13 protein-coding genes are annotated in these 16,122 nt (G+C 46.6%); 4 read left to right on the forward strand and 9 right to left on the reverse strand.

Annotated elements, in window-relative coordinates:
• The first annotated feature begins 25 nt into the window (after positions 1-25).
• The 3 genes from BGX12_RS13170 (at position 26) to BGX12_RS13180 (ending at position 4,145) form a co-directional block, all read left to right on the forward strand.
• On the forward strand, positions 26-2,080 hold the full coding sequence (locus BGX12_RS13170) for an ATP-binding cassette domain-containing protein (RefSeq protein ID WP_146196347.1): 2,055 nt from the start codon (positions 26-28) through the stop codon (positions 2,078-2,080).
• Positions 2,077-3,576 (forward strand): serine/threonine-protein kinase, encoded by a 1,500-nt coding sequence (locus BGX12_RS13175; RefSeq protein WP_109736509.1) that lies wholly within the window; start codon positions 2,077-2,079, stop codon positions 3,574-3,576. Before BGX12_RS13170 ends, BGX12_RS13175 begins: the two co-directional genes overlap by 4 nt.
• Before the next feature lie 140 nt (positions 3,577-3,716).
• The gene (locus BGX12_RS13180; protein ID WP_109736520.1) at positions 3,717-4,145 is read left to right on the forward strand and encodes a YraN family protein; all 429 of its coding nucleotides are present in this window, start codon (positions 3,717-3,719) and stop codon (positions 4,143-4,145) included.
• A gap of 9 nt (positions 4,146-4,154) precedes the next feature.
• On the opposite strand, the gene BGX12_RS13185 is transcribed toward BGX12_RS13180, so the two are convergent.
• Positions 4,155-5,255, reverse strand: coding sequence for a GGDEF domain-containing protein (locus BGX12_RS13185; RefSeq protein WP_158278260.1), 1,101 nt, complete (start codon positions 5,253-5,255; stop codon positions 4,155-4,157).
• 65 nt (positions 5,256-5,320) lie between these two features.
• On the opposite strand from BGX12_RS13185, the gene BGX12_RS13190 reads away from it, so the two are divergent.
• Positions 5,321-5,920 (forward strand): L-threonylcarbamoyladenylate synthase, encoded by a 600-nt coding sequence (locus BGX12_RS13190; RefSeq protein WP_109736511.1) that lies wholly within the window; start codon positions 5,321-5,323, stop codon positions 5,918-5,920.
• 65 nt (positions 5,921-5,985) lie between these two features.
• On the opposite strand, the gene BGX12_RS13195 is transcribed toward BGX12_RS13190, so the two are convergent.
• From BGX12_RS13195 to BGX12_RS13235, 8 genes are all read right to left on the reverse strand, one after another.
• A complete protein-coding gene (locus BGX12_RS13195; RefSeq protein WP_158278261.1) occupies positions 5,986-7,758 on the reverse strand; it encodes an FISUMP domain-containing protein in 1,773 nt (590 codons plus the stop codon).
• Between the two features lie 11 nt (positions 7,759-7,769).
• Positions 7,770-11,306 (reverse strand): hypothetical protein, encoded by a 3,537-nt coding sequence (locus BGX12_RS13200; RefSeq protein WP_109736513.1) that lies wholly within the window; start codon positions 11,304-11,306, stop codon positions 7,770-7,772.
• A gap of 554 nt (positions 11,307-11,860) precedes the next feature.
• Entirely contained in the window at positions 11,861-12,346 is a 486-nt protein-coding gene (locus BGX12_RS13210) for a 3-hydroxyacyl-ACP dehydratase FabZ family protein (protein WP_233246397.1), read from the reverse strand.
• A complete protein-coding gene (locus BGX12_RS13215; RefSeq protein WP_109736515.1) occupies positions 12,333-13,265 on the reverse strand; it encodes a UDP-3-O-acyl-N-acetylglucosamine deacetylase in 933 nt (310 codons plus the stop codon). The genes BGX12_RS13210 and BGX12_RS13215 overlap by 14 nt, the downstream gene beginning before the upstream one ends.
• Positions 13,266-13,292: 27 nt before the next feature.
• Complete coding sequence (locus BGX12_RS13220; RefSeq protein ID WP_109736516.1) at positions 13,293-13,712, reverse strand: type II toxin-antitoxin system HicB family antitoxin; 420 nt, start codon at positions 13,710-13,712, stop codon at positions 13,293-13,295.
• A 303-nt stretch (positions 13,713-14,015) separates the two neighbouring features.
• Positions 14,016-14,363, reverse strand: a complete 348-nt coding sequence (locus tag BGX12_RS13225; protein WP_109736517.1) for an addiction module antidote protein — start codon at positions 14,361-14,363, stop codon at positions 14,016-14,018.
• 157 nt (positions 14,364-14,520) lie between these two features.
• Positions 14,521-15,699 (reverse strand): hypothetical protein, encoded by a 1,179-nt coding sequence (locus BGX12_RS13230; protein ID WP_109736518.1) that lies wholly within the window; start codon positions 15,697-15,699, stop codon positions 14,521-14,523.
• Positions 15,700-15,813: 114 nt separating this feature from the next.
• Positions 15,814-16,122 (reverse strand): hypothetical protein (locus tag BGX12_RS13235; RefSeq protein ID WP_146196348.1); only part of this gene is annotated, 309 nt, incomplete at its 5' end.

Consider the following 16,122-nt stretch of genomic DNA (forward strand, 5'->3'; position numbering starts at 1 on the left):
CAAAGTCCAGAAGGTTCCGCACTCCATGCGTTCGTTCCAAATTGTCACTCCCGATGAGTCCAGGCCTTTTACCATAGGCCGCAAGTCGGACAACAGCCTGGTTCTGGATAACCTGATGGTATCCAGGTCTCACGCCGTGATGGAGTGTAAAGAGGGACGATGGACATTGCGGAACATTACCCAGAACAGCGTGACGCAGCTGAATGGCGAGGACGTACCCTTCAGCGAAAATCCGGAAGCACAAGGCAGTCCTGTGGAAGATGGAGACATTATCCTGATCGGGACGCAGCAGATCCGCGCCTCCTTCAAGGATAACCTCCTGACGCTGCTGTTGGTGAACTCCACCGCCAGTTCCGAGACGGGCCTGCCGGAAGGGGTTACCGCCCAGCTGGAAAGAGACGGAGCCTCCCTCCAGTTCAAGGAGAAATACATCTCCCCCGAGGGAAAGGGTATCAGCCAGAAGAAACTTGCGGAAGGCGAATCCATCCGGATGCCGGGATACGAAATTTCCTGCAGTGCAGGGAATGTATGCTGCAGGGAAATCCCTCTTGGATTTGATGTACACGCCCAGAATTTGGACGTCTACGCAGGTAAGAAGCGCTTGCTACAGGATGTGAACTTCACCCTTCCCGCTGGTGAAATTCTAGCCATCATCGGTCGTTCCGGACAGGGAAAGTCTACCCTCCTGAAATTACTCCAGGGCATTAACCGCAGTGGAGAAAACTCCAGAGTCTATATTGGCGGCCTGGATTACCGCAATACGGAAATCCGAAAGCGCATCGCATTCCTGGAACAGGATCCACAGCTCCGTATGGACTTGACCGTACGGGAGACGCTTCTGGACGGTGGCCGCGTGTCCATGAACAAGCTTGACTTCAAGCAGAACGTCCAGGGGCGACTGGAAAAGTTCTGCGAACTTTTCGGGCTTAGCCAACGTATGGATAATGGCGTAAGGACGCTAAGCGGCGGCGAACTTCGCCGCGTCGCCCTCGCCCGCGAACTTATGGGATCTCCTGGCCTCATTATCCTGGATGAGCCTCTCTCCGGTCTTGATCCGTACAATTCCCGCATTCTCTGTTCCCACCTGAAGCAGCTGGCGTTCCTGGGCCATACGGTGATTCTCACCACCCACAGCTACGAGGCGCTGAAGGTGGCTAGCAAGCTGTTGATCATCCATCAGGGGCATCAAGTGTTCTACGGCTCCTCCGCGGAGGCCTATGGCCATTTCCAGACGGAAGACGCCGAAGAGATCCTCTCCAGCCTTAAGGACGCAAAGTCCAGCAACGAGGACGAAACGACCCGGAACCAGACCGGAGCCGGCCTCGTACCCTACATCCCGTCCAGGAACCTTTACTTCCCGAAAACAAAGCTTGCTCCCGTTTTCCTTTACAAGGTGGCCCTGACCGCAAAGCAGTGGTTCAGGGATAAGGGAAAGTCCCTTGCAATCCTTTTCCAGCCTTTGATTATCGGGTTCCTTTTCTCCCAGATTTTCTCCAGCCTGTCGTCCCTCTGGATTGTCGCCTTTGCGGTCATCCTGTCCGCCAACTGGCTTGCACTTTCCTTGTCCATCCGTGAGATTGTGGCGGAAAGGGAAATCCTCCAGGGAGAATTCCGCAAGGGCGTGAAGGTGCTCCCTACCATTACCGCAAAAATGTTTTTGCCCGTAATTGCGGCATGGCTCCAGACGCTGATTGTCTTCGCCTTCGTGAACTTCAGGATTTCCGTCCATTGGCAGCCCATGATTCTGGTGGCGTTCCTCGCCATGGTTCTTCCCGCCGTATCCATTGGGCTTATGGTCAGCGCCTTCGCCAGGAATTCCGGCCAGGCGAACGCTCTTCTCCCCCTCCTGATAATTCCTCAGGTGGCATTGGCAGGTGCCCTTGTCCCTCTGGACCAGATGCTTCCTGTTGGCCGCGGGCTTTCCACCATTATCTGGTCCCGCTACAACCAGTCCAGCCTGCTGAATCTATTTTTGGAGCGGGAAGACCCCTTCATTAATACTGTCGCCGCCCTCGCCATCGCCATAGGTTGTTATATTGTGATGGCAATTAAACTCTATCGTTCCAAGAAAGCAAAATGATCGCACCGCAGAAACCTGAAATTTTTCCTCGTCCTTTTAATGAAAACTACGACCTGATCGGCACCCTGGGAAGGGGCGGCATGGGCAACGTCTATAAGGCCATGGACAAGAGGTTGAACCGCGAAGTTGCTTTCAAGATTTTGGACGCCTCCTCCGATACGGAAGCCATCAAGCGCTTCTATCTGGAAGCCCAGGCCATGAAAGAACTGGACCACCAGAACGTGGTCCATGTGTTCGACTTCGGTCAGGAAAAGAACCAGCTGTTCATTTCCATGACCTACGTGGAAGGTACCAACCTATCGGAAATCCTGCACAACAAGGAACAGCTTTCCTTCGACGCCATCGAAGTGATTATCCGCCAGATTGCCCGCGGCCTCCTTTACGCCCATGGCAAGGGCATTGTCCATCGTGACGTGAAACCATCCAACATCATGCTGACCCGCGACAACCGAGTCTACATCATGGATTTCGGTATCTCCTACGTCCAGGAAATGGAAAAGGAACGCCTGACCCGCACCGGCATGACCATGGGTACTCCGGAATACATGAGCCCGGAACAGTGCCACGGCGATAGCGTCACCCTGCAGTCCGACATTTACAGCATGGGCGTCATTCTCTATGAAATGACCTGCGGACGCCTCCCCTTCGAAGGAAGCCGCCCTGTGGAAATCGCCCTCAAGCATGTGCAGGAACCCCCTCCGGCACCGGAACTGTTCCGTAAGGATATGCCCCAGGGACTTTCCGCACTGATCCTCAAGTGCCTCAAGAAGAAGCTGAACGAACGATTCCACGACATGCAGGAATTCCTGGATGCCTGCGACCAGGTGTTCGGGGACAAGGACCGCAACCGCCTTACCGGTGGCCACACGCCGCTCCGCCGCCATACCGTTTCCATTACGGACATGGCAAGCAGGATTTCCCCCAAGGCTCAGGAACTGCAGCGCAAGCTTGCCGCCCTCGCCATCTTCATCTTCCCGCTGATCATCATGCTGTTGATTCTCCTGATGCTGACCCACAAGCCGGAAAGCACCCTGCGGGAACTGGAATGGACCGAAGCCCTGGGCAATTACGAGACGAAGGCACTGGAAGTGGACCAAACTAACGGCTACCCCCTTTCCAACCTGAACGACAATGACCTGAAGACCGCCTGGCTCTACACTAAGCCCCAGAAGCCTCAGAACCCGGTCCTCACCCTATACTTTGACTGCAACGCGGTAGTGACCCACTTCGGCATCGCCATCGGTTACCAGAAGTCCACCGACGACGCCTTCGGCGACCGTTTCCGCATCTTCAAGAAACCCCGCACCCTGACCCTCGAAACCAAGGACGGATTCAAGCAGAAGGTGAAGCTGGAAAACGTGAAGGGCATGCAGTATCCCGTAATCCAGGCCATGGAATCTACGGAACTGAAGATCTATCTGGACGATGTTTACGAAGCCGAGAATGCGGACTTCGCCATTTCCGAAATCCGCCTGTTAGGCATGGAACTGCCCTAGCGCCCACTTTCTAAACTCTAGTCTCTAATCTCTAGATTCTAGTTTCTATTGCCTAGATAGCCACAAGGCTCGAACTTAAAATGGGGAAACGCACAGCGCCTGTTGTGCGTTCTTTTCGCGTCCAAAAAAAGGAAATCCCCATGAATAAAACGACTCAGGATATTGATGCCCGTAAAAAAAACAACAAGCCCAAGGGAAACTTCGTCGAGACTCAGGCAGCCGCATTTCTAGTACGACAAGGCATTACAGTCATTGCCCGCAATTACGCCTACCGTGGCGGGGAGCTGGACATCGTGGCGAAGGATGGCGAAACCATCGTGTTTGTGGAAGTGAAGTCCGTCTGGAACAACCAGCAGGGGAACCCAGCCGCACGAGTCAATCGCGACAAGCAGAAAAAGATCTGGCAGACTGCCTGCCATTTCCTTGCCACCCAGAAGGAACACGCCCCCAAGGGTTTTGACACCCCATGCCGTTTCGACGTACTCAGCGCCCGCATGTACCAAAAGCCACTGACGTTCAACCACATCAGGGATGCCTTCGAGGGCACCCAGGTCATCCCGAAATGTTAGGAGGATTTTTTATTTCAGCAGCTGATTCAGTTCGTTCAGCATCAGGAACAGTTCGGAATTTTCCTTCTTGAGCTTAACATGGCACATATCGAAGGCATAATTCACCACCTTGTTGTTCCTGTTGAAGCGTTCGAAATCGTTACGGATTTCATCTTCCAGGACCCTGATAATGGTATCTGCCTGAGTGTTCAGCAGCACCACGAAACGATCCGTAGAGAAGCGGGCAACCACGCCCAGGTCACCTACAGCCTCGTTCAGGAAAGAGGCTGCACGGACAATGGATCGATCCCCTTCCTGGAAACCGCTTGCCAAGTTGATGTCATCCAAGTTCTTGAGGCGGATCATGAAGCCCGTCACGCGGTGCTTGGCCACAATCTTCGTGAAGTAGGCATCCAGATAGGAACGGTTGAACAAGTTCGTCTGTTCGTCACGATAGGCATGTTCGTTCTTGAGGCCAGCAATGATACTTGCAATACCCACAGCAATACTGGGAGAAATGACGGACACGCCATAGAAGTAGGACTGGACGATCACGGCAGCAGCAAGAGGGGAAAGGTATCCCGCAATAGGGAAACTTTTCATGAAGCCACCCTTGCGACGGCAACGGGCGTACAGAAGAATACCGTCGGTCATAATAATGGCGTTCACAAACAAGTTGATGAAATACCCCACCTTACGGGTATAGTTTCCCTGGGCATCAATTTCGAATGCAATGGGATTAAAGCGGTTTACCACCAGCATGACAACCACAAAGCCCACCAGGAACAACAGGAAAATAAAATGCCTACGGCTGATTTTTCCTTCCAGATGCACAGCCATGAAATAAACCCAGCTAATGCTGATTACACCGTAGGAAAGGAACAGAATGTCGTTGGAGATAAACGCCACTATTCGGGACAGGGTACCCGGCAGGCCATCCACGTAATAGGCAATAGGGTCTAGAAAACAGGAGGCCGCGCAAGTGAGAATCATCGTCATGATCGCAATGTTTTCGCCATTACGGTTACCACGATGTAGACGCCATGCATTTTCCATAAAGAGAATAACAAGCAAGGTCAAGCCGATAAAGTTACCGACAAAAACCATTTTCATGTTAATCAAGTGTTCCATAGGCATTCCCAAGAATTGTTGATAAAATATAACAAAAAAGCTTTAGCATATACTATATTAGGAACATGCGATTCGAAGTTCATCCATTAAACCCGCAGGCACGTATCGTAAAGCTTGCCGCCGCCGCCCTGGAAGACGACGGCCTTGTTCTGTATCCCACCGAGTCCGGCTACGCCATCGGCTGTAATGCAGAATCCCCCAAGGCAATCCACAAGCTCTATGCCCTGAAGAAGCCCATGAAGAAGTTCTTCATGGCCCTCATCATTCCGGACATCCGCTCCGCCACCGACTACGCCCGCGTGGATAACTTCGCCTTCAACATCATGAAGCCCCGCGTTCCCGGACCCTTTACCTTCATCCTTCCGGCAGACCCCCACATCGCCCGCCGCCTGGATGTGAAACGCCCCGAAATCGGCGTCAGAATGCCTACCCACCCCTTCTTCAAGGAACTGTTCCAGCACTTCGACAAGCCCATCCTCAGCACCGCCGCAAAACTCAGCGAAGAAGACATCTACGAGCCCGACGATCTCTGGAAAACCTTCGAGCATTCCGTGGACATGATGGTGGACTGCGGCCCCATCGAAATCCGCCCCACCAACATCATCAGCCTGGTGAACCATCACGAAGTCGAAATCATCCGCGGCGAACTGGATCCGGAGATGTAATCGCTCTACATTTAAACGAAAAAGACCTGCTTTAAGCAGGCCTTTTCGTTTATTCTAAAAAAATCCTAAGATTCTACGGAACTTTCTGGCATTGAAGGACGCACCGCATTGGATCCTTTACCCTTGATGCATCGAATATGCGGATAGCTCTTATAATTATCACTATCGTAGTAAATTCCGCCATCATAATTAGTTCCTGGAGCTGCAAATCTTACCAGCCAATCCCGTGTTTCTCGTTCATCAGAAATCATAAACTCCACATAACCAAAACCATAGTCATAAATAATATCGTAGTAGTGTTTATGTCCTGAAGAAATCATGCCAAAGCCATAGGGATCAACACCGCCTTCGGTATTTTCATCCCATCGCTTTGCATACAAAGCATTACTGATATATGTTCCATCTGTAGCTTCTAGAACATAATTCAGCAACGTCTTCCACTCCGCCATAGTAGGAATATGCCACCCATCAGGACAAACACCTTGTATAGGCCAATCTACTTGATTTCGGTCGTAACCACTGGAGCTGAATCCATTAGCCTGTTCCCACCTATACATACGTCCCAAATGGTTGTACTTGGCGCAGGAATCAATACGGTTTCCCCCCATACAAAAACTACTGTCAATCACATAATTCAAGTTTTCTGCCATCCAGGTTTGATCACCAATAACCACAGTTTTATAGATATTCCCGTCACGTTCATCTACAAGCTCACCGAATTCGCCAGAATAAGGAGACAATGCTTTCGGTTTGCTATAAGTGGGCACTGGAGCAGCCTTAGGAAGCGTCACACTATCGGGAACCTCTATAGGCCACTGATAATAACAGGAAACTGAAACAGCATCCTTTTTATACTTGCGGTCCGAATAATAACCGTCGCCTAAACATTTTTCTCCAGCACAAGCCTTGCCGGTAAATGCATATGAATAATCACAGCTCTGATTCACCACCATAGTGCTAGGAGACTTTGGAGTCCACACCCACGCTTCATCCAAAATAAAACCAAAATAACCATTATCATCACGATAACCGGCATAGAGACCATCTATAGCAACATTTTTAATTTTCCAACCAATAGGACAAACACCTTGTTCGTTCCCTGGAGAACAGGTTGAAGTTGATTTTTCCTGGTAAGCGGCATTCCATGTATAAAGTCGACCATAACGATCACAATTCTTTGAATAATCCAAATAGCACCAGCTGTCTTTTACAGCATAGTTCAGATAAGCATTCATTGAAAGCGTTGTTCCCGAAAGTTTCAGCGGATATTCATGACCATCACGCTTATCCAGCATTTTCATCTTGTTCAAGTCAAACCGCATTTCTTCATTTTCGACAACAACGGAAAATTCAGGAGCAGTCATCGTTCCACTTTGTCTACGCCAGCTACTCGATGAAGATTGAGAAGATCCTCTACTGCTTGAGCTAATTGAAGAACTACTTCCTTTTCCCGAAGACGAAGAACTCTTTGATGAAATACTACTAGAAAGCTTATTGTCTTTGGAATCCGAAGACTTTTGCAAGCCGTGAATGATTTCAATAACCTCTAAGTTTTTCTTATCAATATTTGCAATAATCGTGTCTAACGAGGATTCGTCAACCAAACGATAACGATCATTGTCTTCATCATATTTTTCAACGTTCAAGTATAAGGTGTCTTTGGAAGATGAATCATACACAACCACAGATACCAAATCCCCATTTTTTATTTTGCTATCAAGAACATCCAGAACGGTCCCCTCGCTAATTTCATCATACGATGGAGCAGAAGACGAGTCGGAATTTCCGCTACATGCGTAAAAGATCATTGCAACTGTAAACAGCAGATATTTTTTCATAACAAGCTCCATTACTTGATAAGAATTCTAACAGATCTGGATTTTGTCATTAACACATAAGCACCCGGTTTTTCCACAGATATCACATGAGAACCTCCGGCAATGCGGCCTGACCAAATTTTCTTACCATTCAGATTCACAAGGACAACCATTTCTCCAGACTTGAGTCCACTAACATAGACATTTCTTGCATCCACAGTGACCGTCAAATTCGGTCGTTCAAGTATATTTTTCAGTTTCGGAACAGGATCAATTCCAGTAGGTTTAACATTCTTACCTGAAAGAATAGGATAGCCATCATTTTCTTTCTTTTCATCGTAGGCGAAAGCTTCACCCATCTGCTCTGCAAATTCCTTGGAACGCATTTCCTTTGCAGTCAACCCGTATGGATCATTGTCGTCCTCTTTTAAACGTGCTGTATTTTTTCCGACCGATCCAGCATAGTTGGTTTTTACAATGGTATAAACCACAATGCCGTAACGACGCACTTCACCAACATTATACACGTTTTCGATAAATGCATCCGAGGCTTCAGCGGCAACAATCCCTGCAAGCTTTGGGGTATTATCTGAAGGTCCTGCATACTCAACAACACCTCTATTGAAGCTGTTGGCGATAACAGTTCTTTTTTGAAACATAAGTGATCCAACAATACCTGCGACAGATTCTTTACCACGAATTGTCCCTGTGTTGTAAGTTCTATTTAGAACAGTGTTATACCCGCCTCCAACAATACCTCCAGCGACTTCTCTGCCATAAACAGCGGTGTTATTGTTCCAGCAATTTTCAATTTCACCATATTTAATTTTACCAACAATACCACCAACGACACCACCCTGTATTGATGAGTTTTCAATACCAAAATTTTTAACAGTTCCTTCGTTTACATAACCAAAGAATCCTGCAGTATCGCTTTTAATTACAAGACCACTAACAATGTGTCCACCACCATCAAATACTCCAGAAAATCCTGGGGTAATATAATTGTTCTTGATTGATGTATCCTTGGGAACAAATCCAAGAGGAAGCCAATCATCATCGGAACTAAACGTCACATCAGCGTTCATCTTGTAATGTTTATCCCCATAAAAACTGATATAGACCGAATCCGTAAGAAGCATATTGAGCACCATCAGGTCACTCTTATCTTGCAGCAAGAAGGGACTGTCTTCAGTCCCCTTTCCTTCAAAGGGATTAGCAAGCACTGGATATCCATCATTCACATCGTCTTTATCAGCCTTAAAGAAGGGAGCCAATTTCTCTACAAAGGCAGAACTCTTAAGGGTTTCAACAGGAACACCGGCGGTATCAGACACATCCAAGAATTTCACAATTTTTCCAAAAGCATCATAGTCGCTCAAGTTCGTTTCATAAAACATCTTTTGGAAAACAAGTCCATTTTTATGCATGAATACTTCATTGTAAGTATTAGCACCAACAAGGAGACCTACAGAAGTTGCACTATCAGCATTTACCTCTGCAGCACTGTAAACATAAGCTGCTGTAGCCAAACGGCCGGCAACACCGCCAACAGAATCCACCGCTGAAACAGGACCTCTGTTGAAAGCAATCTTGATGTCTCTTCCGATTCCAGCAATTCCACCTACATAACGCTTGCCTACAATGGTTCCATGATTTTCCGCCCAAATGATTTTTCCGTTTGTGTTGCCAACAATACCACCAACCCAATTATTACCCGAAATATCGCCTCGATTCACCACATTTTTCAATACAACGCCCTTTGTATTGACAGCGATAATACCACCAGCGTAATCGCCATAAGCATCAACGCTCGCCAAGTTTGTACAGTTTTCAAGCACTGCATAATTAGTAGTCTGACCTACTAATCCAGCAGCAACATTTCCAAGGCTGTTCCCTTCCCCTGTGGACCGAACCGAACCTGAAACCTTAATATTCTTCATACGGAAATTTTTCGGCCCCCTTCCTACCACAGCGGCCGCTCCCGATCTAGATGTAATATCCACATTTTCAAGGAACCAGTTACTAATCGTAGCAGAACTATCTATTCGGGCAAAGACTCCGCCCAACGTATCATCACTAATCAAGTTCGAAATTTTGTGGGAATCGCCGTCGTACACGATACGGTCTAAGACTATACCCTTCCAAGGTCTACTATTGGTATACTCAATATCCGCCGTCTGGCGGTAAAAAAAGTTATCCTTATAGACATCCGCAGAAGCATGTTTTCCAAAAGCAAGGAAATCCTTTTCCGTCTCAATAATAAATGGATCTTCTTCGGTACCACTCCCTTTAAGATAAACATACTTAGGATTTTCTCCCAAGAACAACGGATACCCTTTATTCAATTTTTCTGAACTTGAATCCGGAGCATAATCAGTACCAAGAGAATCGCAATATCTTTCGGGATCAGAATATGAAATATGTTCTGCAATAAGAGAATCGCCCATTGTCACCTTGCCAAAATTGACAACCTGCAGAACATTTTGTACGGTGCTAAAAGATGTTTTTTGGGTAAACGTTCCACTCACATTGCTTTTACCAGAGATATCACCAGCATTGTAGGAATTTTTTAAAACCAAGCCGCCGGAGCTCCAACTAGTAGAAAAGCTAAACGTTCCAAACAAGCCACCGACACTGTAGGAACCGCTTACATTTCCTGTATTTCGGAAAAGAGACGGAACATATCCCATAGTGTACCTTTCCGGCACATAAAAATAACCAGCAATACCGCCAGCAGAGGTATCGCCCTCAACAGAACCACGATTATCCAAGTACGAATAAGATTTTATTTTGCACTTTGCGGAGGAATATTCAAATCTACCAATCAAACCTCCGACAGAGTTTCGTCCAGCAACATCTCCATAATTTGAGTTATGGTCAAAACTGCATGAATCATTTTGAGAACCAACTACATTTGCAGCACCAACAATTCCACCAACATTTAAAGAGCCATTCACACTCCCATTAAATGAACTATAACTTATGGTGAAATATTGTGATAAACCAACAATGCCGCCTACCCGATTATTGCCTCGGACCACAGTCTGATCCACCAAAACATTTGAAATTACCAAACCATTCTCGGATCCAACAAGGGCTCCCACATTGTCATTACCGTCTATGTAAGAGTTTTTGATAGTTAAGTTGGAAATTTTACCCTTAACGTACCCGAAGAACCCTTGATTATCATCTTCGTTTTTCAAATAAAGACCACTGATTGAATGACCTTTGCCATCAAATACAATACTCTTAACTATTTGTCCATTATTAATCGGGACCCACTTGTACTTAGGAGCCTTGGTCGCCCATGTTGAAGCATCACCTTCATTAAAGACAATATCATCACCAAGTTCGGCGGTCAAATTCATGGTCCTGGTCGAGTCATTTGATAATTCCGCATAAAGCATCAGTTCTTCTGCAGTTGTGATGACATAAGGATGAAGAATAGAACCGTCTGCACTATCAGGGAAAGATTTTGCAACAGTACCACTATAAGGTTTTGAAGCGGCAAATGTACTTGTTGCAACTAACAAGGCAAGAACTACAGTCTTTAAATAACTAAACATACAACCACCTTAGCCAAACATATGCACAAGCTAGCTTTTGAAAAAACACACCCTAAATATAAGTTATTCAACGAAAGAAATCAGTCCAAATTAGCTGAAAACCAAAACAACCCTAGGCCTATACGCAAGGGCTGTTCCGTTAGTGTTTTGGAGTTACCAAAACACGGTAACAATACACCCGATGTTCTACAACAGGGCGAGCAATTAAAAACCGGAAACAAGCGAGCTAGCAGGAAGTGCCGAGGTTTTATTAGAGGCTTTGTGTGTTGGGCTCGGAGTGACTCCGCGAAGCGGGTGACCGAAGCGTAGCGCAGGGAGCGGAACGGAGAACCAATACACAAACGCCGTTAACGAAACAGCATTCTCGCAAAACGAGCGACTAAAAACCGGAAACAAGCGAGCTAGCGAGAAGTGCTAACGTACTTATTAGGGAGCTTGTATTTGGATCCGATCGACTCCGACGCAGTCGGGTGACTGAAGCGAAGCGAAAGGAACGGAGTGAGGAGACAAAGTACAAGCCCCGTGCGGTACAAGCATTCTCGCAAAGCGAGCGACTAAACCATCGCAGCTGAGAATTCAGCTTCGGTGACGAGTTCTTCGCCGATGAACACCTGACCGGCATACTTGAAGATGCCGCGGCGAGCCATGCGAAGGTCAGTGAGGCGAACCTTCAAAATGATGTCGGTGGGAGGAATCACAGCCTTACGGAAGCGGCAGTTTTCCACACCCATGAAAGCCGGGCGCTTGCCCACGGTCTTTTCTTCCATAGCGATCATGGTAAGGAGCGTTGCTGCCTGAGCCATAGATTCAATCTGGATCACGCCGGGCATCACCGGATTGCCAGGGAAATGACCCTTGAAGAAGTCCTGTTCGCCAGTCACGTGCATGCGGCCCACCAGAGAAGGAGGATTTTCGGCAGTGCCATCACCAACGTTCAGTTCCAGGATTTCGTCAACGAAAGCAAAGGGGAACTTCTGGGGAAGAACTTCGTGGCAAACATCTTCGCCGTAGAGAACGCCTTCTTTATCAGATTTTTTCAAAGAGTCCAGCAGAGACATAGGGAATTAACCTCTCCATGATTTGTCGGTGGGAAACATGCCCACCATTTGTGATTTCTATTCGAACTCTGGGAAGAGCCGGACAGATAAATGTGATATCGCCAATTAAATCTAGTATTTTATGCATGGCAGGTTCGCTTGCCACACGGAAATCCTTGGAACATTTCGCACCATCGCAGCGTTCCAGCAACATTCCGCAGGATTCATCCACACCGCCCAGCATGCCAGCGGCCTTCGCCTGTTCAAATTCCTCGGCAGAAATGAAGGTGCGGGCCATAAAAATCTGGAACAAGTTTTCCGGCGAATAAATACTGACAGCGGCGGCAGACTGCAGGTCGCAAACATCCCCGCGGCTCTTGCTGCGGTCCAGAACGTATTCTATCTCAAAAGTTTCTGCAGGGCAAATACGAACATGACCAAACGTCCGTTCAGAACCGTCAGAAGCCTTAGCCGTCAGGTCCCATTCCGCCTTCACAGGAGCATCATAAAACACAAGGGCTTCCGGCTCCCCCGCTGCTCGACGCAGGCCATAGAAGAAGGGCGCCGCAGAACCATCCATCAGGGGAACTTCCGTTCCAATCAGATTCACATTGAACCTGCGGCCAGGCCACATCAAGAATACGGGAGCCAGATGTTCCGGGCTGGCAATAGCGCCAGCATTCAGCCCCACCGCATGAGCACGGCCCTCATCCTCGTAAGAATAAATAGCCGTACGTGCTGCGCCAAACTTCAGGTCAGAAAAAATCTTGCAGAGATCCGTGCGGTAAACTTCGCGACCGTCCACACTCCAAACCACACGAGGCTTGTGGGTAGGATCCCTTTCCAGAACATCCACCGTTACCTTGGCATTCTTATAGCTCAAGGACGGAGATTCAAATTCAAAATGCTGAGCGTTCGTCATAACTTAAGAGCAAAGATAGTTTTTTATCTAAACAAAATTAATTTCCAGTTTCTTTCCAAGCGCTGCTGCTATTTTATAAAGTGTTTCAACGGAGGGAGACCCTTTAGGGGTTTCAAATCGCTGATAGGCCTGGGGCGATATACCAGCCTTTTTTGCAACCTGCGTTTTTGTCTTACCTCGACGTGCTTCAAAGATTTTGTAAGCGACCTCTATCTTCGGCGACAACTCGACCGCATACAAGCCCTTCTTCTCATTGGGTTCAGTCTTTGGATAAACAAAGGTCAACCCCAAATCCAAATCACATTCAAAAGCACCATCCATGGCTTCCTTTGCCATAGCCAAGGCTTCACCTATAGAAGCCCCAAAAGCATTTACATTGGGAAGGTCCGGAAAACTGGCAACATAACCCATATCCTTATCCTTTTCAATTTTACAAGCGTAAATCATCTTGCCATGAATTTAGTTTTTCTTTTTTCTGCATTCAATAAATTTTATTATAAATCAACAAATTTATTGATATAAAGTTGTTCGGATATAAAAAAAGGCCGTATTCCTATACACTCCATTTCAGGCTTTTGCAGCCAATCTATGGGATATAAGAATACGACCTAAAGCGAGAGCAGCGACCGTATTTATATGGTCATTGCCGAGCTAACGAGTATGCAACGAAGTTGCAATACGACCTAAGGCGAGAGCAGTGACCATTTATGGTCTTTGTCTCACGCAATCATTGTCTGTCAGAATACAAACTTACTTCACCTTGTACTTAGCGCGTTTTTCGGCGACCACATTTGCAGGGACTTTCTTTTCGGGAACAACCTTCAAGGCAAGCTGCAAGCCCATGGCATTCAGAATTTTCATCATCGTTTCAAAACGAGGATGCGCACCTTCCTTCATTGCCTTATAAAGACTCTCACGGTTCAAGCCAGCTTTTTCGGCGATCTTTGCCATGCCTGCAGACCTTGCCGCAGTGCTAACACAATGCTGCCAAAAAACAGGATCGTTTTCGGCAAGAGCCTCCTTCAAGAAAAGTTTTACATCTACCTCAGTTTCTAGAAATTCTGCAACATCCAAATCCGAAACTTTAATCTTACCCATTGTTTAACTCCTTCTTATTCCTCCTCAATGTAGCCAATCGGCTACAAATTGTCAAGTACTGGACAAACAAAAAAGCCGCATTACCCATAAGGATCCTTAACGGATTCGATATAAGTAAATACGGCTTGTTGGGTCTTTCGACCCCAACCATTGTCTGTCAGAATAAATGTACTAAAAAGCGAATGTCAAAAGATGACGTTCCAATACAAGATTCAAGGTCAATGTTGTTAGAAACGGCTGAGCCATCGTAGCTTAGGCTCAAATCTGCATTGGTCTCATCAGCAACACTCTGCTTGGCACCATTGATATCAAAGACTTTACCATCCAAGAAGGGAACATCTGCAAAATCCAAAGCCTTTACAAGATACCCAAGGGTATTGGTTTCTTTCATTTGAATTTCGGGAATGGACACGTCAAGGGAGCCATTTCGATTAGAGACCTTGATGTATTCACCTTCAGCAAAACCGAAAGGCAAATCTTCGGCACCTTCCAACTTGAATTCCAAATCAATATTCTTTTTGAATTCAGAATTTTCATATTTCAGGCTAATGTCATCATCACCGTCTTCGACTTCAACCAAATTCATATTCATGAATTTGAGATTCATTCCAAGTTCCTTAATGGAAGCCTGAAGTTTTCCGATGCAAAAAGACTCAACGCTAAAATCACTGCTAGAAGTAAGAACGGATCCATCGTTATTAGCATCGAGGTTAACAGACACAGAAATGGCGGCTTCGCACTCTAGATTAGAAGAACCTTCCATGGATAAAGAGCCCCAAGACTCTGTTCCATACTTAACGCTATTCAAGGATTGAGTTTTAGAAATGTTGTAAGTGAAGACAAGTTTGTTTCCTTCGGCTTCAATAGAAACGCCCTTGTATCCATCTTTTTCCAGACCCTTAATCTCATCTTGAACATAGTTTTTAACAAAGTCTGATACGCTCAGGCTTTCTGCTTTTTCTTGGACAGTTTCCATAGCATTGGATAAAATTTTTCCGACATAATCAGTCACTTCAGACTTGATTGTTTCGGAAGTCTTTCCCAACAGAGCCGTAAAGGAATCAAATTTCTCGGTAAGACCTAATTCAGCAAAATCGAACTTTTCAACATTTTTTAAAGTTTCAGAGAAACCTTCGCCAAGTTCTGCAGAGATCGACGCAAAGGATTCAACATAGGTGTCAATCTTGTCGGCTTCAAAACCAGAAGCGGCATCCATCATCAGACGGGGTTCAAGATTTTCAATCTTGAAGTTTTTCTTGGAGGTTCTCTTAGCCTTAGAGGACTTGGGAGAGGTGTTCTTGGAGGACTTACGGGGGTTGTTGTTCATTTTAGACATGAGATTAGCCTTGAGACGCACGATGTGCGTCGTTATAGATTAAACTTGGGAATGGGAGCCCTCTATGGAGGGTTCCCTAAATCATTTTTTGGGGGATGTATTAGGAGATTGGAGTTATTCCACCTTTACACAACGGACGGAATAGCCAGCTTTTTTGTATTCACCCGACCCATAGGTCACAGCATTATTAACTGAACCGCTAACATAATTTGCGTAAGCACCCATGTCTGGTTGCGCATCAAATTCTGCCGGATAAAACCAATAAAAGGCTCTCTCTATATGGACAAAAGTTGCATCCTCAGGATCTCTAGCTCCAGCACCGGTAAGAGAAAGTCCCGTATAATTTGTACCTGAGAATCCATAAGTAGAACGAGTTCCCTTGATTCCGTCTTTGTTAGTCTTGGCGTGCCAAGCGATGTAGAA

It is taken from the genome of Fibrobacter sp. UWR4, from assembly GCF_003149045.1.
GTDB lineage: Bacteria > Fibrobacterota > Fibrobacteria > Fibrobacterales > Fibrobacteraceae > Fibrobacter.